The sequence below is a fragment of the Fulvivirga maritima genome (assembly GCF_021389955.1).
Lineage (GTDB): Bacteria > Bacteroidota > Bacteroidia > Cytophagales > Cyclobacteriaceae > Fulvivirga > Fulvivirga maritima.
Genome location: NZ_CP089980.1, coordinates 2,435,571 through 2,460,524, shown reverse-complemented (window position 1 = coordinate 2,460,524; position 24,954 = coordinate 2,435,571). Strand labels below are relative to the sequence as shown.

Here is a 24,954-nt window from a genome sequence, read left to right as displayed (position 1 = left end):
ATTATTTTTTAGAATCTTTATCATCAGGCCAACCTGTTTTAAAGTCCTCCCAGTATTCTTTTACCGTAGTTTTCATTTCTTTGCTCAAAAGCAATATTCCTATTAAGTTAGGTAATGTCATGAGCGCGATGGTAATACCTGAGAGCGTCCATATTATAGTGGTATCAGCAAACGACGCCAGGAAGAACCCTACTATATACAATATTCTATAAACTACTATGTATTTACTGCCGAATAAGAAGGTAGTAGCTCTATCTCCATAATAAGACCAGGAAATAGCGGTAGAGAAGGCAAACAAGAGCAACCCAAAGGTTACAATATACTCTCCGTATTTACCTAAGAAGCTTCTTCTAAAGGCCTCCGCGGTAAGTGGTGCACTGTGTACAAGCGACTCTCCCCAGAAAGCTATAGACCTGTCCGGATCTATCACATCTCCATCTTCTACTTTCAATACTCCAGTGTAAGGACCATCAGCACCAAGCACCTCTACATTGTCAGCAAATGAACGTGAATGCACTAAAGTAACATCACTAATTATTTCACCATCCTTAATCTCCAAATCACCAGTATACTTAGTCATTTCCTGATCATTCACTAAGTAGTCATAAAGCTTCTTACGATCTTCAGGTTTAGTTTCATCAAACTTAGAGGTGAGGATATCAAGTTCTGTATATTCAAACTGATTGTGAACTTTATCTTTCCATGCGCCAGAAGACAATAGCACCAAACCAGTAAGTGTACAGATAATAATAGTATCAATAAATGGCTCTAAAATAGCTACCATACCTTCAGATACAGGCTCATGCGCTTTGGCTGCGGCGTGAGCAATAGGCGCAGAACCCTGACCAGCCTCATTAGAAAAAAGGCCTCTGTTTACACCTCTGTTAAAGGCAAAGGCAAAATTAGCCCCTAAGAAACCTCCTGCAGCTGCAGAACCGGTAAGTACATCTTCAAAAATAGAGATAAATGAAGGCACTATATTTTCATAGTTAGTGAATATAACTGCTAATGCGCCTAAGAAATATAGTATAGCCATACCAGGCACTAACTTTTCAGTAACCTTAACAATCCTTTTAATACCGCCCAATATTACCAAAGCCAAAATCACGGATAACACAGCTCCTGTGATCCATTGTGTTAATCCAAAAGAAGCAAAAATAGAACTGGCTATCTGGTTAATTTGAGGTAAGTTACCTGTACCGAAAGAAGAAAGAATAGTTGCGAATGCGAATATACCTCCGAGCCATCCTAAGTGAAATTTCTTACCGAACATCTTAAACTCTGCATTCTTCATATAATACATAGGTCCACCAGCAATTCTGCCTGTTTCATCCTTTTCTCGGTATTTGTGAGAAAGTGTTACTTCTACAAATTTGGTGGTCATACCTAAGAAGGCTGTGATGAGCATCCAAAACAGAGCTCCGGGACCGCCAAGGTGAATAGCCAGTGCTACCCCTCCTATATTTCCCGTACCTACTGTACCAGAAAGTGCGGTAGCTAATGCCTGAAAGTGAGTGGCATCTCCCTGATCACCGTCTTTGTCATACTTACCGGTAACTATGCGAAGGGCGTGGCCAAAATATCTAATTTGAGGAAAACCAAGGTAAAGAGTGAAGAAAAGTCCTGTTCCTAATAAGGCGTATGGAAACCACCAAGCACTACCTATGTAGCTATCAATTAGAACAAGAAAATCGTTAAGTGTCTGCATGCTTTAAGTTTATAGTTTAGGATAGGTTGGCAAATCTAATAAATAAATCAAGACAACAAAGTTTTTTTATGCATGCGGAGCCGTATGAGGTACAAACTGAAAATAATGTGTATGATGTAAATCAAAAAATCACTAAAGTTGCAAACTTTCTAAAATGAAGGCCGTTTTAAAAAATTATTAAGTATTTGTAAAGTTGAAAAAACACCTATCACTCATCCTTGCGCTAGTGCTTCTGTGCACTTCGCATCACCTCTACGCACAGCCTAAAGATGGTGATATTAAGTCTATTAGAGAAGACCTTTTCTATTCAGACTTTGATCTGGACAAATGCTGGGAGTTTCATGATACCATAGAAGATATGGATTCTAAATCGCCAGTGATAAAGGCCTATCTGGCAGCTTCTGAAGCCCTGATTGCCAAATACAGCTGGAACCCGGTTAGCAAATATTCTTACCTAAGAGAAAGTGAATCTTTACTTTCTGAAGCCGTTTCTGAAGATGATGATAATTTGGAAATACGCTTTTTAAGACTTTATATTCAAAGAAGTATACCCAGCTACATGGGCATGAGCAAGAATATAAAGGAAGATAAAAAAGTGATTATGGCAAATCTAGACCAACTCAATGTAAAGGAGTTGGGTCAGGATATCGTAGATTATATAGTAACCTATATGTCCTCACCAGAAGTAAGTACTGCTGATGAGGCTACTTTGATAAAAGATAAACTAAGTAGTCAGTAATCAGACTACTTTTTTCCTTATCTGCTTAGCATAAGTTCTACTTACAGGGAAGCTCTTTCCATTCTCCATCTTCACAATTAAGCCTCCATTAAAGTGCTTCTCTATTTCTTTCAGATAGCTAAGGTTAATAATGGTAGAGCGGTGTATTCTTATGAACTTATTAGGATCCAGCTTTTCTTCCAACTTACCAATACCGGAAGAACTCAAATACTGATCATTCTTAGTGGTAAGCACAGTATAATCACCTGAAGCTTCAAGATGCACAATATCATTTACATCCAGATTAAGTAACTTCTCAGATTTCTGCACAAAGAGATGGCTGCTATACTGCTCGTCTTCCTTTTTATTAGTTTGCAGGTTCATCAATATGTCTTCCACATTTGACTTCTCTGCTGATATTCTGTCAGTTGCTCTTTTTATGGCTAGCTTAAACCGCTCCTCATCCAAAGGCTTCAACACATAATCAACTGCATTTTTATCAAACGCCTGTATCGCATACTGATCATATGCCGTGGTAAAGATCACATATGGCTTGTGGGTAATAGCCTCAAGCACATCAAAACCGTTCATACCTGGCATTTGAACATCCAAAAATATAAGTTTAGGCTTTAGCTTATCTATTTTCTCTACCGCCTCCTGGCCCTTAGAGCACTCGGCTATCACCTCTATTTCAGGGTATGGCTCCAGAAATTCTAATAATAAATCCCGGGCCAATTTTTCATCATCTATAACTAAGCAATCTATCTTCATAAGTTCTTCAATTTAATAATTTCTTTACACCGCTTCCAGTTTTCTCTGTTTATCTCTCACTTCTTCCCAGTTAGAGGGTAAAGTAAAGCTAACAGAATAACCATATTTACCTGCATTAATATGCAGACAAGCAGACTTCCCAAAAGTACTCTGCAATCTCTTATCAGAATTTTTGAGACCTACTCCTGATGACTTCCCATCAAGCACCTTCTTTGCATTAATCCCAAGTCCGTCATCAGTAATTTCAAAGTAGATTCCAAATTCAGTCCGTTTTACAATCATCCAAATGGTACCTCCATCTTCTTTAGGACCTATGCCATACTTCACTGAATTTTCTACTAACGGCTGCAATACCATCGGCGGTATTTCCACACTTAAACAAGTAGATTCAACATCAGTTACATAACGTAATCTTTCGCCAAATCGCACTTGCTGTATCTTTAAATAATTTTCAATAAAATCCAGCTCATGAATAAGCCTGACATTCTGCCCTGAATGTGAATCCAAAGCATACCTGAAAACATCAGAAAGTTGGGTGATCACTTTCCTTGCTTTCTCTTTATTTGAGCTGATTAGCGTACTGATAGAGTTCAGCGTATTAAAAAGAAAGTGCGGATTAATCTGTGATTTCAGTAAAGAAAGTTCCATCTCCTTATTTTTTAAGGCTAACTCACTCTTCTCCTGATCTTTCCTCTGCAGGCTTTCAAAATACCGGATAACGTAATACACGGCCACTGTAATTAAGTACTGATCATAAAACCGCATAGCTTCAAAGCTGAGCAGATCCTGCATGTACTCTTTCCAGTCGTCTAAATAAACTCTTCCGTCTAAATAATAATCAAAGTAGTAGGAAAAATAGCTTATGATCATAAAATACACGACCAGTCCGCACATATGCCCTGCTACCTGAAAAGGCAGACGAAATTTAAAAAGCCAATTACTATAGATAAAAGTCAGGGCTATAAGAATACAAATAGCCTCAAAAAGATAAAACCCATTCCACAGCACTGCATTATTATATGGCTGCAGTATCTGCCATTTCATAATAGAGCCTATGGTATAATTAATAGCATACCAGGCGCATATCAGTAAATAGGCAATCTTCCAAATCCTGGGTATCTTCTCTATAATTCTCAAGATGGAATATTTTTATTCAATATAAATTCAATAAAAAGAATTAAAGTTAAACTCAAAGATATAACTTTATCTATTCAAGACGTTTTTTATAATACATCATTATAATTAAAAACTTGCAAACCAATCATTTTGATTTAATATAAGGAGATTATATATTGATTAATTGTGGTTTCGTTTTGATATTTGTCACATGTGGCTTTAAGTTCTATCGCAAATAATCGTATGCGCCTGCTTTGCTTTCTAATATTATTACTTTTATCACCCGTTCTAGCTCAAGCTCAGGCTACTATAACCATATCTGGTAAAATAGTAGACGAAGAGACCAATGATCCTCTCGTCTTTGCCTCTGTAGGTATTAAAGGAGAATCTATTAGCACGGTTTCTAACGCACTGGGTGAGTTTGACTTCCATATACCTGCAGATTATAAAAATAAATTATTGGTTATAAGAATGCTCGGGTATGAAAATGTTGAAACCAATATCCGTAGCCTTCCTCAACAAGATACAATAATATTTGCGCTCAAAAAAGCAGTACAGCTACTAGATGAAATTGTTATTCAGGATTCTCTCAGTGGTGGTGATATTGTAGGCATCGCATTTTCCAGAATAGATCAGAACTACCCCACCACGCCCTTTCTTCTGGACGGTTTTTACCGTGACCTGAAAAAAATTGGAGGCACTTATTATTCATTACTGGAAGCTGCCGTGAAAATTTATGATGAAGATTACAAAGAACCCAGAAATAAATACCGCCTTAGAGAACGCGTGGCACTTATAGAAGTGAGAAAAAGTTTTGGATATAATAATAAGTTCACTAACTATTTTGACCAAAACAATCTTTTAGAAGATCTGCTACTCAATAACAATATAAGATATCGTCAATTCCCTGAAACCGAGGGCTTCTATAAGAATTTCAAAAGAGAACGGATTACCTATTATAATGGACATCGGGTTTTTGTGGTGGCTGCTAATAAGGATTATACCTTAAAACTTTATATCGATACCAAGTCATATGCTATCATAAGACTGGAGCTGGATCAGCGCTACCCTAAAGACTACATCATAAAAAGAAAAAACAAAGCGGTAAGTAAATACATCAGTGATAAAAAGGTGATTGACTTTAAGGAATATGAAGGTAAAATGTACCTCAACTATATGAAGCTAATCTCTAAAGTTAACTGGTATGATGCTAAAACAGATACTTTAAAGTTTGAAACGGAGCTCTATCAGGAACTGCTCATCAATAAAATCCATACCTCGCCAGAGCATCGCATAGCGAATACTAAAAAGATGAGAAGATACGGCCTCCAGTATCAGGACGAAAAGTATAACAAAAGCTTTTGGGAAAACTACAACGTAATTAAGGATACACCGCTGGATAAAGAAATAATGGCCGATTTAGAAAAACAGGGGGATTTGGAAGATCAATTCGATTATTGATCGGTAAATACAGCCACTCGACGTCACAAAAAATCACTCCGACGATCAGTACTTCCCTGTTTGAAAGGAAAACACGTACTTAGTATCAATTAAAGCCAACTATAGACAACAGAAACATCCGTGAGCCAAGGGCCGCGGATGTTTTTTGTTTTAAATCCATTGGTTTTAACAAAGGCTTTAGATCCAGCCTTGTTTTGAAGCTTCTTTTAAAAGGGAAGTTTTATTAATGGGCACTACACCTATGTGCTCACACACCAAGCCTCCACCCAGATTAGATAATGCGGCTATTAAAAATGGTGGTAAACCCAGAGCCACACACATAGCTGCTATACTTATTACAGTATCACCGGCACCAGAAACATCAGATATTTCTCTCATATGAGCAGGCACTAAGTGTTTTTCGCCTTTATAGGATATAAAAACACCTCTTTCAGAAAGTGTTATCAGGCTACCTTCGCTCTCAAGTTTTTGAGTGAGCTGCTCTACAGATTTTTCAATGGCCTTTTGATCATGCTTTTCAAAATCCACTTTCAGACCTTCTTTCAGCTCCTTTAAGTTAGGCTTAAAGAATGTGACCTTTTTATAGTGCAGAAAGTTTCTCTTTTTTGGGTCCACCACGGTAGGTATTCCTTTGGCACGAGCCAGCTCCACGGTCTTACTAATAAGCCCTTTGCTGAGCACACCCTTGTCATAATCTTCAAAGATCACCACATCGGCCTGCTGCATTAGCTCTTCAATTTTTTGCGCTACAGCGGCTTCTTCTTTTTTATTAAGTAAGGCGTCTGTCTCCTCATCTACCCTCACTACGTGCTGGTGAGCGCTCATCACCCTGGTCTTAACGGTAGTGGGTCGGCTACTGCTCACTACTATTCCTTCTGCAGAAATAACCTTTTCTTCGAGCCGGCCAATAAATCTTTTACCACTATCATCATCACCTACTACGGCACATAATAAAGGAGTGGCACCTAATGATTGAACATTCAGCGCCACATTAGCTGCACCGCCCAGTCTAAAATCTCTCTTTGTGGTTCTCACTACAGGCACGGGAGCTTCAGGAGAAATTCTCTCCACCACTCCCCATATATAGGCGTCTACCATAACATCGCCTATAATTAATACCTTTAGTTTATTAAATGACTCGAATATCTCTTCTACTGAGCGGTACGACATTTTATGATAATAGGCTCAACACTTCTTTAATTTTCTTAAGAGCTTCTTTCAACTCTGCCTCAGATGCTGCATAAGATAAACGGATACAGTTAGGATCTCCAAAGGCTTCTCCTGTAACTAAAGAAACATGCGCTTTATCTAAAATGTACATACAAAGCTCTGAAGCATTGTTTATTTGAACGCCATCAGCTGATTTACCGAAATAGCTGCTTACATCTGGAAAGAAGTAAAAAGCTCCTTTAGGCATATTAGTTTTAATGCCAGGTATATCAGATAGCAGATCAAATACTAATTGTCTACGCTCTTCATAGGCCTTTTTCATTTCAAAAGTAGGACCTAGATCACTAGTAAGTGCAGTAAGTGCAGCTCTCTGAGCTATAGAGCAGTTAGCAGAAGTAAACTGTCCTTGCATTTTAGTACAGCCTTTAGCTAACCATGCAGGTGCTCCTATATAACCTACTCTCCAGCCGGTCATAGCGAAACCTTTAGCAAAACCGTTTACAGTTACAGTTCTATCTACCATACCAGGTAGAGAAGCGATGCTCACTTTCTCTTCAGTATAGTTGATGTGCTCATAAATTTCATCAGCAATAACCATGATATTATCATGCTCAAGTATAACCTGAGACATTTCTTCAAGCTCTTTTCTGGTAAATACAGAACCTGTAGGGTTACATGGAGATGAAAAGATTACCGCTTTTGTTTTATCAGTAATAGCCTCTCTTAATTGCTGAGCAGAGGCTTTAAATTCATTTTCTATTCCTCCTTTAATAAACACGGGCTTACCTTCTGCTAGTTGAATAAGTGCAGAATAGCTTACCCAGTAAGGAGAGTACACTACCACTTCATCTCCAGGATTAAGCAAGGCAAACATAACGTTAGCAATAGACTGCTTAGCACCATTAGATACTACTATGTTTTCCGGCTGATAAGAGATGTTATTTTCTTCTTTAAATTTCTTAACGATAGCCTCTCTCAGATCCTGATAACCAGGTACTGGAGGATAGGCAAAGTACTTACCTTCATCAATCGCCTGTTTGGCTCCATCTTGAATATGCTTAGGGGTCTTGAAGTCAGGCTCTCCCAGGCTAAGACTAATAACATTTATTCCCTTGGACTTAAATTCCCTGGCCTTAGCTGCCATAGCTAAAGTTGCGGATTCTTCCATGTTTGCAATTCTGTCAGACAATTGAAAGGTTAGTAATTCACTCATTTTAATTTTATTTTTAAAAACGGGTCAAAAGTATAGATTCTACCAAAGAGTTACCACAAAATTGAAATACTTTTAATGAACCCCCGATATTGATAGGTGAACGTTCAATGAAACTCTTTATTTAAATCTAATAATTATGATTTAACAAAAATTATTAAAATAAAGATCGTGTCACCTTCTGCATCAGTCTTTTGCGTAAGCAGTCCTACTCAAAATACTTCTGCCAAGAGTTATTTCATCTGCGTACTCAAGCTCACCTCCAATAGGTATACCTCTGGCGATGGTACTTAATGACACTTGGTATTCTTTAAGCTTTTTGGTTAGATAAAAAGTGGTGGTATCTCCTTCCATAGTAGAGCTCAGCGCAAAAATCACTTCTTTCACTCCGCCCTGAGCATCTTTTACTCTATTTACCAGAGCATCTATATTCAGATCTGAAGGGCCTACTCCTTCTATTGGAGAGATTACCCCACCCAGCACATGATACAAGCCAGTATATTGCGAGGTGTTCTCAATGGCCATCACATCTCTGGTATCTTCCACCACACAAATGATAGATTTATCGCGTCTGTGGCTGGCACAGATATTACACACATCATCATCAGAGATGTTATGACAGTATTTACAATAGCGAATGTTTTGTCTCAGCTCATTGAGCGCATGAGAAAGGGCAAGCGTCTGATCTTCAGATTCCTTTAATAAATAAAGAGCCAACCTCAGTGCTGTTTTTTTTCCTATGCCTGGAAGCTTAGAAATTTCTTCCACGGCCTGCTCTATTAATTTAGAAGGGTATTCCATATCACCTCAAAGATACAAGACTTGCACCTACAAAAAAGACAAGGTAGAATGATTTAATTTAGATAAACGCTTCCCACCCCCTGCTTTCAATCAGGGGTAATAGCATTTTTGACTTAATAAAGGAATGGTTAGACTACCTGAGCATCGATACCCACCTCACAAATAGCCTCTTTCATAGGCTTAAGATCAGCAAAAGCACCTTTTTTCACAGAGCATTTGCCAGTGTAGTGGATAATATATGCGCACTGCTCAGCCTGAGTAGTACTGTGCTTGCATACTCTCACCAATGTTTCGATTACGTGATCAAAAGTATTCACGTCATCATTGAACACCATGAGGTCACGTACACCCTCCACATCCTCTAAAACATCAACTAATTCTTCTTCTTTATATCCAAAATCCATAAAGTGAGCTTTAGCGTTACTTGCCAAAAGTAAAAAAAAAATTAGAACTTTAGCCCGAATTAGAGCACATTTTATGACCCCAACCCTAGTATTATCTGTCATTGCAATCTATTTTGCAGTATTAATCCTTATCTCCTTCATTACAGGAAAAAACACGGATTCCAAAACATTCTTCACCGCTAACAGGCAATCTCCCTGGTACCTGGTAGCCTTTGGAATGATTGGCGCTTCACTTTCAGGAGTCACTTTCGTATCCATACCGGGCTGGGTGGCATCTACTCAGTTTGGCTATATGCAGGTGGTACTGGGCTACCTAGTCGGCTATCTGGTAATAGGAACCGTACTCATGCCTCTCTACTATAAACTGAACCTTACTTCTATTTACGAATACCTGCAGCAGCGTTTTGGGTTTTGGTCATACAAAACAGGAGCCTTCTACTTTATAATTTCTCGTATAGTAGGCTCATCATTCAGACTATTTCTTGTGGCTGGGGTATTGCAGTTTGCCGTTTTTCGTCAGTTGGGTGTAGACTTTTCTGTTACCGTACTAGTTACAATAGCGCTGATCTGGATTTACACTTTTAGGAGTGGTATAAAAACCATTGTATGGACAGACACTTTACAAACATTATTTATGATAACAGCGGTAGTTACTGTTATTTATCTAATCAGCCAGGACTTAAAGCTTTCTGTAGGCGATATGATCAGCGCAGTAGAAAGCAGTGAATATTCAAAAGTCTTTTTTTGGGATTGGAAAAGCGGCAACAATTTCTTTAAGCAGTTCTTTTCAGGAGCTTTTATTGCAATAGTAATGACTGGCCTTGATCAGGATATGATGCAAAAGAACCTAACCTGCAAAAGCATAGGTGAGGCTCAGAAAAACATGTTTTGGTTCTCAATCATTTTGGTATTTGTAAATTTACTCTTCCTCACCATGGGAGCCCTTTTATACATGTATGCAAACGCTAATGGCATAGCCATACCAGAAAAGTCAGATGACTTATTCCCATTATTGGCTCTGAACCATTTTACGTTATTTGCTGGCGTAGTATTTCTATTAGGAATTATAGCTGCAGCCTATAGTAGCGCTGACTCTGCACTTACCGCCCTCACCACTTCGTTTTGTGTAGACTTCATCAACTTCAACCCGCAAGACGATTCTCCTGAAACCCAGCAAAAACAAAAGAAAACAAGGCTTATGGTTCATTTAAGCTTTTCGTTTATACTATTCCTGGTGATTATTATTTTCAAGCAAATTAATAATGAAGCTGTAATAAGCTCGGTATTTAAAGCTGCGGGCTATACTTATGGACCACTATTGGGACTTTATTCTTTCGGCCTGTTTACTAAAATGGATATTAAAGACAAATGGGTACCATTGGTATGTATCATATCTCCTATTTTATCCTTACTTATAAACAATTATTCTAAGGAATTACTCGGAGGCTACGAATTCGGTTTTGAGATATTAATCCTGAATGGAGCTTTTACTTTTGTGGGATTGTTGATGTTAGTAAAAAAGAAAAGCCGCCCCTAACCACAAAGGCGGCTTCATAAGCTGTAAATCTTAAAACCAACTAAATACAACTACAGCTTATTTTAACCTAAACCTAACGTTTAACTATAAGTCAATTGGTGTGCCAACAGCAAAAAGTGGCTAAAAAACGTAATTTAGAGGTTTCAAATCTCTACTTTCTCCCATTTTAGGTTTTGTAGTTTCATTTTGAGATTTCGACCCAAAAATGATTATTTCTCATATCCCTCATCTGAAACGCACTTAATATATTACAAGATTTAATCAATAAAAGAAAAAGCCGCCCTTTACCAGAGGGCGGCTCTAAGCTGTATATTAAAACCAACTAAAAACGAAAAATATACAGCTCTATTAATCAACCTAAACCTAATAATGAGATAACAACTGGTGTGCCAAAGAACAAATCAACCTCAAATAAGCCTACAACACCTTCTTTTAACACAATCCGTCTCATTTTAGGAAACTTTTCTAATTCTCAAATCTCCGTTAATACTCAGAGCTTGTAGCTTACTAAACTCTTCATTCAGATTATAAATATGGCTAAACCCCTCTTGTGCCATAATCATAGAAACCATAGCACTTCTTCCTCCCATTCTGCAGTGGATAAAATAAGATTTACTCTTATCCAGCTTCTTCAATTCATCCAGTTGTGTTGAAGGAATATTAAGAGCACTCTTAAAGGCCTCTTGCTTAAATTCCTTTTCAGTTCTTACATCTAAAAGTACCGCAAATGGAGTAGAATTATAAAGCTCAACGAATTCCTGAGAATTCAAATTCCTGAAAGCCTTCATAAATTTTACTTAAATAATAGCGATTAAAAATAATATGTAGTCTATTACCTAAGATTATGCCAACGCATAAATTCTTCATTTAAAGGCAATTTATTACATCTAGTATAATGCCATTAGATACAAAAACAGGAATACTCTTCCAATTCTGGGATTAAACAGAAAGTTCTTCGGAGGGATCCCAAAATACTGTGGTAAAGTCCTGAATAGCATCATCTTTCACTTTCACACCTTCTTCTTCTAAGGCCTGTTGCATTTTTTCGGGAGGATCAAAATGAGCTTTGCCTGACAGCATGCCTTTTCTGTTAACTACTCTATGAGCCGGCACATCATCTAAGCCATGGGCGGCATTCATAGCCCAGCCCACCATACGCGCACTTTTAACTGCTCCCAGGTAATGAGCTATAGCTCCGTAACTGGTAACACGCCCTTCAGGAATAAGGCGCACCACATCATATACATCTTCAAAAAAGCTCCCTTTATCCGCCATAATTTTTTAATAGTCATTTACATATACTACACAAATTAATTGGTAGTTAGTAAAGTGAACAATTAGTAAGTTAATTTAAAATCATTATTTTAGGTGTATCCGTAAAGTAACAATATGTTTGAACGAATAGCCATAGCCATAGCTTTTTCTCCTCGCCTACAAACTTTGCTGGCTGAAGCCAATCGCATACAACAGCTCTTTGATAGTGAGCTGATCATCATCCATGTGGGCAGCCATACCCAGGAAGATGACATGAAAATGGAAAGCAGCTTAAAAGAGGCCGGCCTACAGGAAAATATAAAAGTGATATGGGAATCTGGCGATCCGGCTAAACGCATACTATCGGTTTGCAAAAAGGAGAAAGTAGACCTGCTCGTGGCTGGAGCTCTGAAAAAAGAAGATTTTATTAACTACTATCTGGGGTCTATAGCCAGAAAAATACTAAGAAAAGCTGATTGCTCAGTACTGATGCTCACCGAACCATCATTAAAGAGTAATCCTTCTCAAAGAATGGTGATACACGCTGAGGACAGTCCGTATGCTACGCAAGCTATAAAAGTGGGCACCTATATAGGCAAGATACAGAGTACCGCTCAGCTACATATAGTAAGAGAAATAAAACTATATGGCCTCGCCATGTCTGTAAGCAGCGAAAGAACCGAAGATGAACTATCAGAAATACGCAAAAATCTGGTAAACGAAGAGATTAAGATAGTAGAGGACATTCTTAAAGAAGTAGACACCAAAGGCTTAAAAATCAACATAAAAGTTATTTCCGGTAAATCAGGCTTTGAACTGGCCAACTTTTGCAACCGCACCAAGTCGGACTTGCTTATAGTAGGCGCGCCGAATAGAAAAATGGGTATTTTCGACAGAGTATTTCCGCATGATCTAGAGTATATCTTCGCTGACTTACCTTGCGACATCCTTATTGTTAACCCAAAGAGAAAGAATGGATAAGCTTAACCACAGTGAAGTAATCAACCTACTCATACAGCTATGCGTTATGCTTAGCTTAGGGCGACTTATGGCTGAGCTAGCCAGAAAGTTTAAACAGCCTGCTGTAGTAGGAGAAATATTGGCCGGGATTATTCTTGGGCCTACCATATTAGGAAATTTCACCCCTGAGGCATTTGAAATGTTATTCCCTACCTCCGGAGCCTCTGCCGTAGTGCTAGATGGCTTTATACAAATAGCGGTAGTACTTCTATTATTTATTGCTGGTCTGGAAGTAGATCTTCACATTGTTTGGCAGCAAGGAAAGCAAGCCTTGTACGTGAGCTTAGTATCTTTAATAGTACCTTTTGTGGCTGGCTTTATTGTTACCTGGTTCTTTCCTGAAATATTTGATTACACTGATCAAAGCAAACAGCTCGTTTTTGCTATGTTCATCGGTACTGTAATGGCTATCACTGCTCTGCCCGTAGTAGCTCGTGTGCTCATGGATCTGGAAGTTTTTAAAACCAGAATGGGAATGCTCATCATTGCCTCTGCCATGATTATAGACCTGGTGGGGTGGATTATATTCACCATTATCCTGAACATGATGGGCAGCAACTCAGAGTCTCTAAGCCTTAGCAAAACTATATGGATATCTATAGGATTTACCGTACTTATGCTCACTGTAGGCAAGGGACTGATTAACAAGGCTCTTCCCTGGATCAACAAAAGACTTGCCTGGCCCGGCGGCTTGCTGTCACTATCATTAGCCATTTGCTTTTTAGGTGCCGCCTTTACAGAATACATAGGTATTCACAGCATTTTCGGTGCCTTTATAATAGGTGTAGCCTTAGGAGACTCCAAGCATCTATCAGAAAGAGCCAAAGAAATTATCCATCAGTTTATCAATAACATCTTTGCCCCGCTATTTTTCATTTCCATAGGGCTTGGTATTGACTTTATTTCAGCCTTTAACTTACAGATTATATTAGTGCTACTGGTGCTGGCCTTTATATTCAAAGTACTTGGAGCCACGGTGGGTGCAAGAATGGGTGGTTTATCAAAATACGAATCTATGGCAGTAGGCTTTGGCATGAACACCCACGGCACTTTAGAAGTAATTTTAGGAGCCATAGCACTAAACGAAGGACTGATTACTGATGAGATTTTTGTAGCCATATTGGTGATGGTAGTAGTAACCATAATTGCATCGGCTCCACTGATGAAATATTGCTTAAAATTTGTCCCAACAAAAAACTAACATATTGAAAACCAATAATCTTAGAATTTTGTATTTAACCTAGTATTACTGCTAACTACAGACATCTGGTAGTTACAATTAATTCCATTCTATACCTTAGATAAAAAAGTGACTCATGTTTAATAAGAATAATCAAGTGAAAGGAAGAGAAGACAAATCTTCTCAGGAGTTTATTAATTCTAACAACATAATAGGTAAAGGCAGCACCTTTTCTGGCAACATTGAGACCTATGGTAACCTTAGGGTCGAGGGCAGAATTATTGGTGATGTGCGGTCTAAATCTAAAGTAGCGGTAGGTCAATCGGCTATTATAGAAGGCAACATTCTCTCTCAGGTAGCTGAAATTGAAGGAGAAGTAAAAGGCTCGGTAGAAGTTTCTGACCTTTTAATTTTAAAGCCAAATTGTAGTATTAAAGGCGATATTATAACTAATAAACTAGTAGTAGAAGCCGGAGCTAAATTTGATGGAAAATGCAACATGGGCAAAGCCGTAAAAAAAATTGAATTTGAACAGAGTAATAACAATAGTTTATCCTCTTCTTCATCTACCACTAAAGTAGAAAGCACTACTAAATGAAATTAAAAAAGCCTTTTGACATTTCTATCAAAAGGCTTCTTCAAATGTATTGCATTCAATTTTATCTCGAGTCGTTGTTACTGCAAGTTAAAAGCAACAAATACTGTAGCCGATGAGTTTTTAGCATCTCCTAAAAAAGTGTCTGCTTCATCACTATCAGCGATCTCTGCAAGACCGTAGTTATACCTTGCACCTACAGTTATAGCTGAGAAGTTAAATCCTATTCCACCTGCTAAACCGTAGTCAAATTTCTTAAAGTCATCTCTATCAAGATCATAACTATTTTCACCAAATAAGTCATCATCAGAATCTATACTAGCACCTACCAGATAAGACACATAAGGACCAACATTAATATCCACTGCATCACCTAGCTTAAAAGTAGCCAACACAGGCAATTCAATGTAGTTTAGGTTGAAATCGGCTTCTCCGTTAATATCAAAAAGGTCATTACTTCCATACTCAGTACTTGCTCCCTTAGTAGAGTATAACAATTCTGGCTGAATAGCGAATGATTCTCCAAGCATTAACTGAGTATAAACACCGGCACTAAAACCTACTCTTACACTCTCATCATCTACATCATCTACATATAAATTACTTAAGTTTAAACCACCTTTTATACCAGATCTCGCCTCCTGAGCACTCGCTTGTTTAACACCTACCAACATTAACAAGACAGCCACAATTCCTAGTTTAAAATTAATTTGTTTCATATTTTTAGTTTACGTTTGATTTTGACTGACTAAATGAAACAACTATGCCAAATGGCATTTTTGAGCCACTGAGGCCGTTTTAGAAGGTATTTGCAAGAATTATTGAGAAATACTTTACTCAAAAATGTAGACTCCGATGCCTCATCCTACACTTTTAGAAAAATCTTCTTTTTATACAGAATCCATACCGGGATAAAAGTAACACAGACAAAAAACAGCGCATAGATCAATGAGCTTAGTTTCGGGTTTCCGGTTATGGTTTTTAAGAATTGAAATAAAGGCACCTGGATAGTATAACCAAAAGCATACGAAAGTAACACCCCAAATATGAAAGCAAAAATAGCGTTGACCCCGAATGCTTTAAAAGGCAACCAAAATACGCTCCTCCACATTTTAACATCTAGCAACCAGTACAAAATGGCAAGAAAATTTAATGCAATGCCGCCGGCGTACAACACATAAGAGCTAGTCCATAAGCTTTTGTTAATAGGAAAGGTCATATCCCAAAACAAGCCAAGGACTATTAACACATTTCCAACCACAAACAGGCCTATGACCACCGTTTCTTTGCTTTGCTTTAGTTGTAACCACTGCCCTGCCAACATTCCAATTACACCTGTTACAATGGCCGGGAAGGTACTCATAAGCCCCTCCGGATCCCAGGTTTTAGTAGACGACCACATATGCCCCGATAGAAAATAAGCATCTATATGTGCGGCTAAATTATCTCCCGGAAGCAAATTTTGATTATAAGGCATAGGAAATACCGCCATTAGAAGCCAATACAGCAGCAACACAATAATGGAAATAATCACTTGAGACTTCCAACTTGTTTTCAGAAAGAGCACAGCACAAACTAAAAATACAATGGCGATCCGCTGCAGCACCCCGGGAATACGAATGCTTTCTAAATGAAAAAAAGGAAAAGCATTGAGAAATAAACCAATGCCAAAAAGTATTATACTCCGCTTAATAATATGCCCAATTCGGCTACTATGATGCTCCTTCTCATACCTCGCCTTTTTTAATGATAGACTTATGGAAACACCTACAATAAACAAAAAGAAGGGAAACACGAGATCTGTAGGAGTGCATCCATGCCAGGATGCATGCTCTAAAGGCGGGTAAATATAACTCCAGGAGCCAGGATCATTTACTATAAGCATAGCCACTATGGTAATGCCCCTAAAAACATCTAAAGAAAGTAATCGGTCAGGTTTCGTCAATTTCAGAAATAGGTTTAGCAGTTAAAATAGATTAATAACCATAACCAACCACCTCATAGCCTCCTCCTATTATGATTATGACCAAGATAATCTCCTCTGACCTATTTACAAAACCAAGAAATAGTATTACAAATGCCCATGGATATTTCACCCGCAATCTATTGCTACCAAGCTAGACTTTATGAGAGGCCACTATACCTATAGCACTCGCTACGCATGCTAGATAAGACCCAAGCGGACACGTGCGCTAGGCTTTATTTATAACCTTGGACGAAGTGGGAAGATTAAACCAATTTCATCTTTTAAACTACATTGAATATAAAATAAATTGTTTTTTTGTATGAAAAGGATGCTTTATGAACACAGTACGATTAAGGAAAGAATTCCACACAAAAGAAGCGGTGATGAAAAAAAGAGAAGGAGGGTATTGATGAGGTATAAAGGTTTAATATTTACTGTAGTTTGCTTCTTCCTATATTCATGTACAGATCAAGAGCCAAAAAAGACAGTTATGGAGTTGTCTAGAGATCAAATAGTAATATTTAAGGATGCTTTTTTTAGATATGATTTCTCTACAGATTATTCTACTACTGATTCCACTTTACTCACATTAAGAGAAGAATTAGACTCTATAAATTTTGATAAACCTTCAAAAGAAGAAGTGGAAGAGCTAAAAGTTCATTCATTTAAATGGATAGATGACTCTACCACAGGTTTGTTTTTCGTTTATCATAAAATACCTTTGGACCTGCTACATTTGATTGGACAGTAAGTTAAGCGCATTTGAGTTAAATTTACTAAATATGAAAAGAGTAAGAAGAGAGTTTGACAAGGAGTTTAAACAGATGGCAGTGAACCTGTGCCTGTCAGGAAAAAGTACAAGAGAAGTAGCTGATGAGCTTGGTTTAAGGACTGAGCTGGTTACCCGATGGAAACGTGAATACAATGAGTACAAAGAAGGTAGTTTTTCAGGTCATGGTAATCAGAATTTAACCTCAGAACAAAAGGAGATAGCCCGTTTAAAACGAGAACTGCGTGAAGCCCAACTAGAAAGGGATATTTTAAAAAAGGCAGTAAGCATCTTCTCCAAGGGAGACAACAAATATTCCGGTTCATAAAGGAATACAACCACAGATTTGGTGTTGAGAGGATGTGTAAAGTACTTAAAGTCAGTAGAAGTGGTTTCTATAATTGGAGCAACAGAAGGCCATCAATGAGAAAGTTGGAGAATGAAAAGGTATCCGCATATATCAGGACTATACACAGCAATAGCAGAGGAAGGTATGGTAGCCCGAAGATCACCGAGGAGTTACGAGACCTGGGTTGGCGTATCTCTCGCCCCAGAGTGGCCAGGATCATGCGTAACCAGGGCATTAGAAGTATTATTTGCAGAAAGTTCAGAGGAACTACCACCCAATCAAGACACAACTATCCAGTAGCTAAAAACCTATTAAACAGAGATTTTCAGGCAAACCTTCCGGGGCATAAATGGGTCTCTGATATTACATACATCCCCACTGGTCAAGGTTGGATGTATTTAACCATCATTATGGATTTGTACGATCGAAAGATTATAGGATGGTCATTGAGTAGGTCTATGGCGTGCCATGATACAATATGGCCAGCCTGGAGAATGGCTTTAATTAATAGGCCAATAACAAACCAATTAATATTTCATTCCGACCGGGGAGTGCAGTATGCCACCTATTCTTTTTCAGATCACCTCAAAAGTAAGGGTATACAACAAAGCATGAGTAGAAAAGGTAATTGCTGGGATAATGCTGTGGCAGAAAACTTCTTTAAGATACTGAAGTCAGAACTGGTCAAACATACCAATTTCTATAGTATTCTTCAGGCCAAGAATGACCTGTTCGAATTTATAGAAATATGGTATAATAGAAAAAGAAAACATTCGTACTTAGGATATAAGACGCCTGAACAATTTAATAACCATAACTATTCAAAATGCGCTTAACTTATTGTCCAGTTTTTTGTTGCAAATCCAGGACACATGCGAAAGAACTGGGATAGAAGCACGCGTTACGCTATCGCTAAACGCGCGCTAACTGGGAAGCAATACGCGTGACTACCGCACTAATTCAACATCTATCAATCCCCTTCTTCCAGCATAATCCCGTGCGGAACTGTACCAATAATTTTCTGCCTCATCTACTATCTCTGACTCTACTGGATTATTATGAATATAATCAACACGTTGCTCTACCAGTTCCGCGCTATACAATTCTACAGGATGGTTCCCATCTTTCCATAATTTATTAGCTGTAATTCTTTTTAATAATCTTCCTGCTTTTTCATATGCTCTTAGTAGCCATTCACTTCTGCTTTCATTGATCAATTTAATTTCTTCTATAAGCTTTTTGTTGCTATGCTTTTTAAAATCTCTGTAGTAGCACACGGATTGCTTCGCTACGCGCTAGAAGATTTTTAAAACAATAATGAAAAATCAAAAGCCTACTTTATAGACTAATTTTATTCCATACTCAGTTGATTTTGAAGGCAAAGGAGCATGTCCACTATTGTAGGGTTGAATAAAGGAATAATCGTTATTGGTAAGATTGTGCACTCCTACTCCCACATCCAGGTTTTTCACGAACAAGTTATTGTAATTTAAATAGACATTTACGAAATGTACTGGATCGAACTCTTCCAATACAGGCTCAAAGTTATCATCTATGGAACTATACCCGTAGCGTTTACCAAGATATGTTGCAGATGGATTTATGGTGAAATTATCAGTAATATGTAAGCCTGCCAGCAAATTAATCTGACTTTTAGCAAATCCAAGCATCATATTATCTTGCCTTGGCACCTTATAAGATTCCACCTTATTATCTTTAGTAAGATAGTATGAGTAATTAAGGTTTGCTGAAATTCTACTGCTCTGATAAATATATACTAATTCTATCCCTTGAGAGCCCGTTTTATTGAAATTATCATATCCTTCCGTATCTGTGTTTACATCATAAAAATAAACTATAGGATCATCAATTACCGTCTTAAATAAGTTAGCTGTAATGAGCATATTTTCGGTTAGCTTATAGCCAGCCTCCACCTCTAATACAGACGTTTGCTCAGGATCTATTTCTGTATTAGAATCAATATTCTGAATACTTGGTGCCCTAAAAGCCTGACTCGCTAGCAATTTAAAATGAAAGTTATTAATGGTTTTAGTCATTGCCACCCGTGGCACAAAAGAACTACCAAACTGCTCATGGTCATTAAACCTAGCACCCACAGTAATATTAGCAAAGCTGGTCTTAAAAAGTGCTTGGCTAAAAATTGACAAATTCTGAAAACTAATATTCGGAGAACTATTGAATTGATAAACTCCTGTCTTGAATTCACCTTTATTTTCATATACCTCTACACCACTAATTAGGTTTATTGAAGGATTAAAGTCAACGTTCAATTTAATGTTTCCTGATATCTTAGACACCTCCCTATATGAGTAAGAGCCAATGTACCCTAATTCATCCATTCTTTGAGCAGTCTCTCCATAAGACTTCCAGGGAGATTGATCTTTATATTGAAATTGAGGTATTATATTTACTTTATCTGATATCACCCAGTTATACTTTATATTCACCGCGGTGGTTTCAAATTCCAAATTGATAGCTTCAGGCATGATGTCATAGAATAAGTCTCTTTGTTCAATGATATGATTCTCGTGTAACAATCTTAATGAAAGCCCTTTATAAGAAAAACCCCCATTGATATGTATGTTTTTTATATCTGAATAATCAGTCATATCATAAGAAGAACCAACAATATCTGTATACGTCCGATTGCTCCTTAGGTGTTTGGAGGATGTGATCTTTGCATCGAAAGCAAAATCTCCTAACTCCTTCCCTACCATCACTGTACTACTAAACCTACCAAAATCACTCTGCATTTGACCATAAGAGATAGCAGCCGAAGCACCACTAATATTCTCCGCCTTCTTACTTATTATATTTATTACGCCTAATTCTGCGTAACCACCATAAAGCGCTGATCCCGGACCTCTTATTATCTCAATTCTCTCTATTTGATCTAATGGGAAACGATCTCCTATAGACGTAGTGGCATAAGAAGTTTCATTCATTTCATGGCCATCTAAAAGGATTAAAACCTTTCCTTCAAACGCCCAATTACCTCGAATGCCTATACCTAAAACTCCTGAAACATCCATACCTAATTGAAAACCTGGAACCGTTCTTAAAACATCAATCATATCCCGCGCTCCACTTTTGGCAATATCATCAGCTGTTATTAAGCTAACTATACCTGGAGATTCACGTGGAGAAAGTGCCTGTGAAGATGCCACTGCAATAGGGATGTTCATCAACTCTTCCAATGTAAGCTCACTTTCAAGAGTAGAATCGGGTTTAACTTGTGAGGATACCAAATGGGGACACAAAAAAATAAAGATCAGATAAACAAAAACTCCTTTCATAGCTCTCTTCATTTATTTTTAATATAACACTTTATGATATAAACACAATGCAATAAACATAATTCTATATTTAAACTAATGGTATATTAATATAAAACTAATTAACCATAATTAGTAATAAAACTGATAATTATTGAAAATAGCAGAAGTACAAAGACATAAGAATGAGGCTTCGATAGCCTGCATTTAAATTAGGACTTATTCTAAATGATATTATAAGAAGTTCTCCAGCAGTCGTTGGCTACTTATCTGGTTGATGGCTAATCCTGAAGTCTGTCAGTTTAGGTAAAATGTACGAAAGTATTATTGATCAAAAGGAGACTGTCAATTCATCTCTGTCTAAACTTTGGATATAAAGAAATAATGTTTAGACTAAAGAGCAATGAACAAACAAGAGAAAGAAGAATTAAAGGAAAAAGCACTTAAACAATTTTTAAAAGGAGAATCTCTATTTGGTAAGGATGGGGCTTTCAGCCCCATGTTGAAGGAGTTCTTAGAAGAAGCTCTGGAAGCAGAAATGGAGGATCACCTATCCAGTGAAGAAAAAAGGACGCTCTCATGGTAATAAGCGCAATGGCAAAGGCCAGAAAACAGTTAAGAGTAGTTTAGGAGACGTTGAGATAAATACTCCTCAAGATCGTCATAGCAGCTTTGAGCCAAGAATAGTAGAGAAACGCCAGCGTATACTGGCTGACAACCTAGAGAAGCAAATAATAGCCATGTATGGGCTAGGTAATAGTTTGAGAGATATTCAAGAGCACATCAAGGAGATGTATGACACAAATATATCAACAGAGGTGTTAAGTGATATCACAGACCGAGTGATCCCTAAAGTAAAGGAGTGGCAAAATAGGCCATTAGAATCGGTCTATTGTATTGTTTGGCTAGATGCCATGCATTTCAAGGTGCGAGATGAAGGTAAGGTAAAGCATAAAGCCCTTTATAATATTTTAGGGATCAATAAGCAGGGCAACAAGGAGATATTGGGCATGTACCTATCAGAAAGCGAAGGAGCTAATTTTTGGCTTCAGATACTTACTGAGCTACAAAATAGAGGCTTGAAAGATATTTTGATAGCCTGCACTGATAACTTGAAAGGTTTTAGTGAAGCGATACACTCCATCTACCCACAAACAGATGTTCAACTTTGTGTAGTTCATCAGATTCGAAATAGCTTGAAATATGTAGCCAGTAAAGAACAGAAAGTGTTTATACAAGATCTTAAATTAGTTTATCAAGCAGACACAAAAGATCAGGCAGAGACTGCTTTATTAGAACTGGAAGAAAAATGGGGGAAGAAATATCCTGTAGTGATACGATCTTGGAATGATAACTGGGAACTACTTAGCACTTATTTCGATTACAGTAAACCCATAAGAAAGTTAATATACACTACAAATCCAGTGGAAGGCTTTCATAGACAAGTAAGAAAAGTTACCAAGAGTAAGGGAGCATTTACCAGTGATATGGCCTTGATGAAATTAGTTTACTTAGTTTGCAGACGTATTGAGAAAAAATGGACTTCACCTTTGCGGAATTGGGGTTTGACGGTGCAGCAATTAGCCATTAGATTTGAGGGAAGATTGGAACTGGAACTAAAAACCAGTCAAACCAAAAAATAAAAAATTCCCCTCCCAGGGGCTAGCCCCTGGGAGGGGAGCTGACAGAGATGAGCTAACACTCCCAACTTTCAACCATATTTCAGTGCTATTTTAAGTTCCATAATGCTTCGATAAGGACTTGATTAACATCAGATAAATATTATCTCAACTCATTGAGAAGAAGCTATAAATTTCATAATCCTCAAGGCTGATATTCTGTTGGCTTTGCCAATTTTTTTGATCTTAGTGTTTTACAAGAGAAGGATTGAATTGTTAAACTCTTAAAATTTTGTATCTAAGAGCGATGCGAGTGTTAGTCAAAATATCTTAAGATCTATTTGCTTCTTTTCAAAAGCCCCATTATTGCGTTTTCTGAAGTTAAAAATATTATAGTATAGCGCCTCTCAGGAAGCAAGTAAAATATTTTATCGGCTTATGTAAACATGGAAAGTTAGCAAAAATGCTTCGTTTAATTTTTAATAACCTCATATGGTATACATTTCCTACACAGGTGTTATCTTTTATTATGTAAAATTGCTGTTGGCAATTCGTTTTTAACATGCATCATCTTCAATCTCCCCTCAAACCTTTATTCTTAAAAGAATTCCACCCACTCCACTTAACAATAAGTATTAACATCATCAAGAATCTATTCATTCTTTTAAAAACTATTACGAATTAACTTACCCGTCTTTTGTAAGATAGATTTGTATATCTAAACATTATGATTATCCGTAATTAGTCATATGCTGTAATGTTAGCTATAACGAGCCTATCAAAGAGCTTATCACCAAAGTATCGTCTATTGAGTTTGTAAACAAACTCATCGAGATACAATTGAAGGTACTTTCCTTTAATCTTATGGTAGTTCCCTAGAAATGTTCTTTTGGCATTGCTAATGGTGATATGCACCCATTTAAGTGTCTCGTTAGTGGTTTGCTTATTAGATTTCTCAGTAATGTGAAGCTCTATATAATCAGCAATGTTAACATAGGAAGTGCTTTGGTCTGAAAAAACAATACTTTGTTCATCAATGGATGATTGTAATACATGATCTACTTCCTGTGAACTGTGGCCTTTAAGTACTTTAGCTTTGAAATAACGACATTGGCGTTCTTTTTTTCCTGTTTCCAAGTCTTCTAAAGGAGTAGATTCAGCCATTACTGCTACATTTTGTTTTCCTGCCGCTCCTCTACCTCTTTTCCCTTTATTCTTCTCGATCTCAGTTGATTCCACTGTAAAATAGCCCTCATCCATCTCAATCATTCCCTCTAAAGTGTATCTGGAATCTCGATTTCCCATGGCTTTTCTCAGTTTATGAACCATTGCCCATACGGGCTCATATCGTTTCAATCCCAATTGCTTCTGAATCTCCTTGCTGGAAAAACCTTTTTTGGTAACACTCATTAAAAACATTGTTTTGTACCAAACCAGAAAAGAAAGGTTAGAGTCTTGCATGATCGTGCCGCTACGTAAAGAAGTTCTACTTCGGCAAGCTTTACACTCATAGCTCCATCGGCTTTTTATCCAATAATGCTGATCATGACCGCAACGGTGACATATAACTCCTAACTTGTCTCGTTCTCCTTTAAAATGCTCTCTGCATGATTGTTCATCACTGAAGTGGGTAGTGAAACTGAATATATCCATACACTAATTTAATACTTTTTTTACATTATGGGTAATTACGGATAATCATACTAAACATAAACTAATAGGAATCAAACTTTACGTTTGCCGTATTAAAAATTCGAATTTTACTTTTATATAATCATAAACCCTGACCAACCAGCCTGACTTACCAAAGGAAAACCCAAAATGTCTCTTACCTGACAACGACTTTTTATTCTTAAAGAATCTAATTTTGACCAGCTTCTTCAGGCATTGCAAATAATTAAATTTATAGATTTTTAAAACATTATATTAAAGAAGCAATAATCATTACCGTTAATATAATTCTTAATTTAAAGCTTTGAACAACAGGAATCAAGAAATTAAAATAGAAAG

The 24,954-nt window shown here is 37.4% G+C and carries 23 protein-coding genes and 1 pseudogene; 10 read left to right on the top strand and 14 right to left on the bottom strand.

Going from position 1 to position 24,954, the window contains the following annotated elements; all coding sequences use genetic code 11:
* Position 1: 1 nt before the first annotated feature.
* Positions 2-1,708 (bottom strand): alanine/glycine:cation symporter family protein, encoded by a 1,707-nt coding sequence (locus LVD15_RS10420; RefSeq protein ID WP_233780245.1) that lies wholly within the window; start codon positions 1,706-1,708, stop codon positions 2-4.
* Between the two features lie 193 nt (positions 1,709-1,901).
* On the opposite strand from LVD15_RS10420, the gene LVD15_RS10415 reads away from it, so the two are divergent.
* Positions 1,902-2,447, top strand: coding sequence for a hypothetical protein (locus tag LVD15_RS10415; RefSeq protein WP_233780243.1), 546 nt, complete (start codon positions 1,902-1,904; stop codon positions 2,445-2,447).
* Here the strand turns inward: LVD15_RS10415 and LVD15_RS10410 are convergent, their stop codons facing one another.
* A complete protein-coding gene (locus tag LVD15_RS10410) occupies positions 2,448-3,197 on the bottom strand; it encodes a LytR/AlgR family response regulator transcription factor (RefSeq protein ID WP_233780241.1) in 750 nt (249 codons plus the stop codon).
* A gap of 24 nt (positions 3,198-3,221) precedes the next feature.
* Complete coding sequence (locus LVD15_RS10405; RefSeq protein ID WP_233780239.1) at positions 3,222-4,334, bottom strand: sensor histidine kinase; 1,113 nt, start codon at positions 4,332-4,334, stop codon at positions 3,222-3,224.
* Between the two features lie 222 nt (positions 4,335-4,556).
* Between LVD15_RS10405 and LVD15_RS10400 the strand changes: the two genes are divergently transcribed.
* Positions 4,557-5,774, top strand: a complete 1,218-nt coding sequence (locus tag LVD15_RS10400) for a carboxypeptidase-like regulatory domain-containing protein (protein ID WP_233780237.1) — start codon at positions 4,557-4,559, stop codon at positions 5,772-5,774.
* Positions 5,775-5,951: 177 nt separating this feature from the next.
* Here LVD15_RS10400 and LVD15_RS10395 read toward each other — a convergent pair whose 3' ends face one another.
* From LVD15_RS10395 to LVD15_RS10380, 4 genes are all read right to left on the bottom strand, one after another.
* Positions 5,952-6,944, bottom strand: coding sequence for a bifunctional heptose 7-phosphate kinase/heptose 1-phosphate adenyltransferase (locus LVD15_RS10395; RefSeq protein WP_233780235.1), 993 nt, complete (start codon positions 6,942-6,944; stop codon positions 5,952-5,954).
* Position 6,945: 1 nt separating this feature from the next.
* The gene (locus LVD15_RS10390) at positions 6,946-8,157 is read right to left on the bottom strand and encodes a pyridoxal phosphate-dependent aminotransferase (RefSeq protein WP_233780232.1); all 1,212 of its coding nucleotides are present in this window, start codon (positions 8,155-8,157) and stop codon (positions 6,946-6,948) included.
* 183 nt (positions 8,158-8,340) lie between these two features.
* Positions 8,341-8,955, bottom strand: a complete 615-nt coding sequence (gene recR, locus LVD15_RS10385; protein ID WP_233780230.1) for a recombination mediator RecR — start codon at positions 8,953-8,955, stop codon at positions 8,341-8,343.
* Positions 8,956-9,083: 128 nt separating this feature from the next.
* Positions 9,084-9,359, bottom strand: coding sequence for an ATP-dependent Clp protease adaptor ClpS (locus LVD15_RS10380; protein WP_233780228.1), 276 nt, complete (start codon positions 9,357-9,359; stop codon positions 9,084-9,086).
* 73 nt (positions 9,360-9,432) lie between these two features.
* On the opposite strand from LVD15_RS10380, the gene LVD15_RS10375 reads away from it, so the two are divergent.
* The gene (locus LVD15_RS10375) at positions 9,433-10,896 is read left to right on the top strand and encodes a sodium:solute symporter (protein WP_233780226.1); all 1,464 of its coding nucleotides are present in this window, start codon (positions 9,433-9,435) and stop codon (positions 10,894-10,896) included.
* A 452-nt stretch (positions 10,897-11,348) separates the two neighbouring features.
* Here LVD15_RS10375 and LVD15_RS10370 read toward each other — a convergent pair whose 3' ends face one another.
* Together LVD15_RS10370 and LVD15_RS10365 are read right to left on the bottom strand one after the other, a co-directional pair.
* Positions 11,349-11,684, bottom strand: coding sequence for a rhodanese-like domain-containing protein (locus tag LVD15_RS10370; RefSeq protein ID WP_233780224.1), 336 nt, complete (start codon positions 11,682-11,684; stop codon positions 11,349-11,351).
* A 151-nt stretch (positions 11,685-11,835) separates the two neighbouring features.
* Positions 11,836-12,171, bottom strand: coding sequence for an MGMT family protein (locus tag LVD15_RS10365; RefSeq protein ID WP_233780222.1), 336 nt, complete (start codon positions 12,169-12,171; stop codon positions 11,836-11,838).
* Between the two features lie 114 nt (positions 12,172-12,285).
* On the opposite strand from LVD15_RS10365, the gene LVD15_RS10360 reads away from it, so the two are divergent.
* From LVD15_RS10360 to LVD15_RS10350, 3 genes are all read left to right on the top strand, one after another.
* On the top strand, positions 12,286-13,131 hold the full coding sequence (locus LVD15_RS10360) for a universal stress protein (protein WP_233780220.1): 846 nt from the start codon (positions 12,286-12,288) through the stop codon (positions 13,129-13,131).
* The gene (locus LVD15_RS10355; protein ID WP_233780218.1) at positions 13,124-14,371 is read left to right on the top strand and encodes a cation:proton antiporter; all 1,248 of its coding nucleotides are present in this window, start codon (positions 13,124-13,126) and stop codon (positions 14,369-14,371) included. Before LVD15_RS10360 ends, LVD15_RS10355 begins: the two co-directional genes overlap by 8 nt.
* A gap of 115 nt (positions 14,372-14,486) precedes the next feature.
* On the top strand, positions 14,487-14,948 hold the full coding sequence (locus LVD15_RS10350) for a bactofilin family protein (protein ID WP_233780216.1): 462 nt from the start codon (positions 14,487-14,489) through the stop codon (positions 14,946-14,948).
* 77 nt (positions 14,949-15,025) lie between these two features.
* Here LVD15_RS10350 and LVD15_RS10345 read toward each other — a convergent pair whose 3' ends face one another.
* Complete coding sequence (locus tag LVD15_RS10345) at positions 15,026-15,664, bottom strand: porin family protein (protein ID WP_233780214.1); 639 nt, start codon at positions 15,662-15,664, stop codon at positions 15,026-15,028.
* A gap of 146 nt (positions 15,665-15,810) precedes the next feature.
* Positions 15,811-16,890 (bottom strand): acyltransferase family protein, encoded by a 1,080-nt coding sequence (locus LVD15_RS10340; protein WP_233780213.1) that lies wholly within the window; start codon positions 16,888-16,890, stop codon positions 15,811-15,813.
* A gap of 511 nt (positions 16,891-17,401) precedes the next feature.
* Here LVD15_RS10340 and LVD15_RS10335 point away from each other — a divergent pair.
* From LVD15_RS10335 to LVD15_RS10325, 3 genes are read left to right on the top strand one after another with little or no spacing between them, the layout of a single operon-like run.
* Complete coding sequence (locus LVD15_RS10335) at positions 17,402-17,662, top strand: hypothetical protein (protein ID WP_233780211.1); 261 nt, start codon at positions 17,402-17,404, stop codon at positions 17,660-17,662.
* A 31-nt stretch (positions 17,663-17,693) separates the two neighbouring features.
* Positions 17,694-18,008 (top strand): transposase, encoded by a 315-nt coding sequence (locus LVD15_RS10330; RefSeq protein ID WP_233777529.1) that lies wholly within the window; start codon positions 17,694-17,696, stop codon positions 18,006-18,008.
* Positions 17,993-18,865, top strand: a complete 873-nt coding sequence (locus LVD15_RS10325; protein ID WP_306416977.1) for an IS3 family transposase — start codon at positions 17,993-17,995, stop codon at positions 18,863-18,865. Before LVD15_RS10330 ends, LVD15_RS10325 begins: the two co-directional genes overlap by 16 nt.
* A 111-nt stretch (positions 18,866-18,976) precedes the next feature.
* Here LVD15_RS10325 and LVD15_RS10320 read toward each other — a convergent pair whose 3' ends face one another.
* Together LVD15_RS10320 and LVD15_RS10315 are read right to left on the bottom strand one after the other, a co-directional pair.
* Entirely contained in the window at positions 18,977-19,306 is a 330-nt protein-coding gene (locus LVD15_RS10320; RefSeq protein WP_233780209.1) for a hypothetical protein, read from the bottom strand.
* A gap of 48 nt (positions 19,307-19,354) precedes the next feature.
* Positions 19,355-21,346, bottom strand: a complete 1,992-nt coding sequence (locus tag LVD15_RS10315) for a TonB-dependent receptor plug domain-containing protein (RefSeq protein WP_233780207.1) — start codon at positions 21,344-21,346, stop codon at positions 19,355-19,357.
* A gap of 382 nt (positions 21,347-21,728) precedes the next feature.
* Between LVD15_RS10315 and LVD15_RS10310 the strand changes: the two are divergent.
* A pseudogene (locus LVD15_RS10310) lies at positions 21,729-22,968 on the top strand (IS256 family transposase).
* Between the two features lie 717 nt (positions 22,969-23,685).
* Here the strand turns inward: LVD15_RS10310 and LVD15_RS10305 are convergent.
* Positions 23,686-24,597, bottom strand: a complete 912-nt coding sequence (locus LVD15_RS10305; protein WP_233775934.1) for an IS1595 family transposase — start codon at positions 24,595-24,597, stop codon at positions 23,686-23,688.
* Positions 24,598-24,954 lie beyond the last annotated feature (357 nt).

Coding starts and splice junctions, on each gene's coding strand:
- LVD15_RS10420 (WP_233780245.1), bottom strand. CDS start 1,708: ATGCAGACACTTAACGATTTTCTTGTTCTAATTGATAGCTACATAGGT.
- LVD15_RS10410 (WP_233780241.1), bottom strand. CDS start 3,197: ATGAAGATAGATTGCTTAGTTATAGATGATGAAAAATTGGCCCGGGAT.
- LVD15_RS10400 (WP_233780237.1), top strand. CDS start 4,557: ATGCGCCTGCTTTGCTTTCTAATATTATTACTTTTATCACCCGTTCTA.
- LVD15_RS10395 (WP_233780235.1), bottom strand. CDS start 6,944: ATGTCGTACCGCTCAGTAGAAGAGATATTCGAGTCATTTAATAAACTA.
- LVD15_RS10390 (WP_233780232.1), bottom strand. CDS start 8,157: ATGAGTGAATTACTAACCTTTCAATTGTCTGACAGAATTGCAAACATG.
- recR (WP_233780230.1), bottom strand. CDS start 8,955: ATGGAATACCCTTCTAAATTAATAGAGCAGGCCGTGGAAGAAATTTCT.
- LVD15_RS10380 (WP_233780228.1), bottom strand. CDS start 9,359: ATGGATTTTGGATATAAAGAAGAAGAATTAGTTGATGTTTTAGAGGAT.
- LVD15_RS10375 (WP_233780226.1), top strand. CDS start 9,433: ATGACCCCAACCCTAGTATTATCTGTCATTGCAATCTATTTTGCAGTA.
- LVD15_RS10370 (WP_233780224.1), bottom strand. CDS start 11,684: ATGAAGGCTTTCAGGAATTTGAATTCTCAGGAATTCGTTGAGCTTTAT.
- LVD15_RS10365 (WP_233780222.1), bottom strand. CDS start 12,171: ATGGCGGATAAAGGGAGCTTTTTTGAAGATGTATATGATGTGGTGCGC.
- LVD15_RS10360 (WP_233780220.1), top strand. CDS start 12,286: ATGTTTGAACGAATAGCCATAGCCATAGCTTTTTCTCCTCGCCTACAA.
- LVD15_RS10355 (WP_233780218.1), top strand. CDS start 13,124: ATGGATAAGCTTAACCACAGTGAAGTAATCAACCTACTCATACAGCTA.
- LVD15_RS10350 (WP_233780216.1), top strand. CDS start 14,487: ATGTTTAATAAGAATAATCAAGTGAAAGGAAGAGAAGACAAATCTTCT.
- LVD15_RS10345 (WP_233780214.1), bottom strand. CDS start 15,664: ATGAAACAAATTAATTTTAAACTAGGAATTGTGGCTGTCTTGTTAATG.
- LVD15_RS10335 (WP_233780211.1), top strand. CDS start 17,402: ATGGAGTTGTCTAGAGATCAAATAGTAATATTTAAGGATGCTTTTTTT.
- LVD15_RS10330 (WP_233777529.1), top strand. CDS start 17,694: ATGAAAAGAGTAAGAAGAGAGTTTGACAAGGAGTTTAAACAGATGGCA.
- LVD15_RS10315 (WP_233780207.1), bottom strand. CDS start 21,346: ATGAAAGGAGTTTTTGTTTATCTGATCTTTATTTTTTTGTGTCCCCAT.
- LVD15_RS10305 (WP_233775934.1), bottom strand. CDS start 24,597: ATGGATATATTCAGTTTCACTACCCACTTCAGTGATGAACAATCATGC.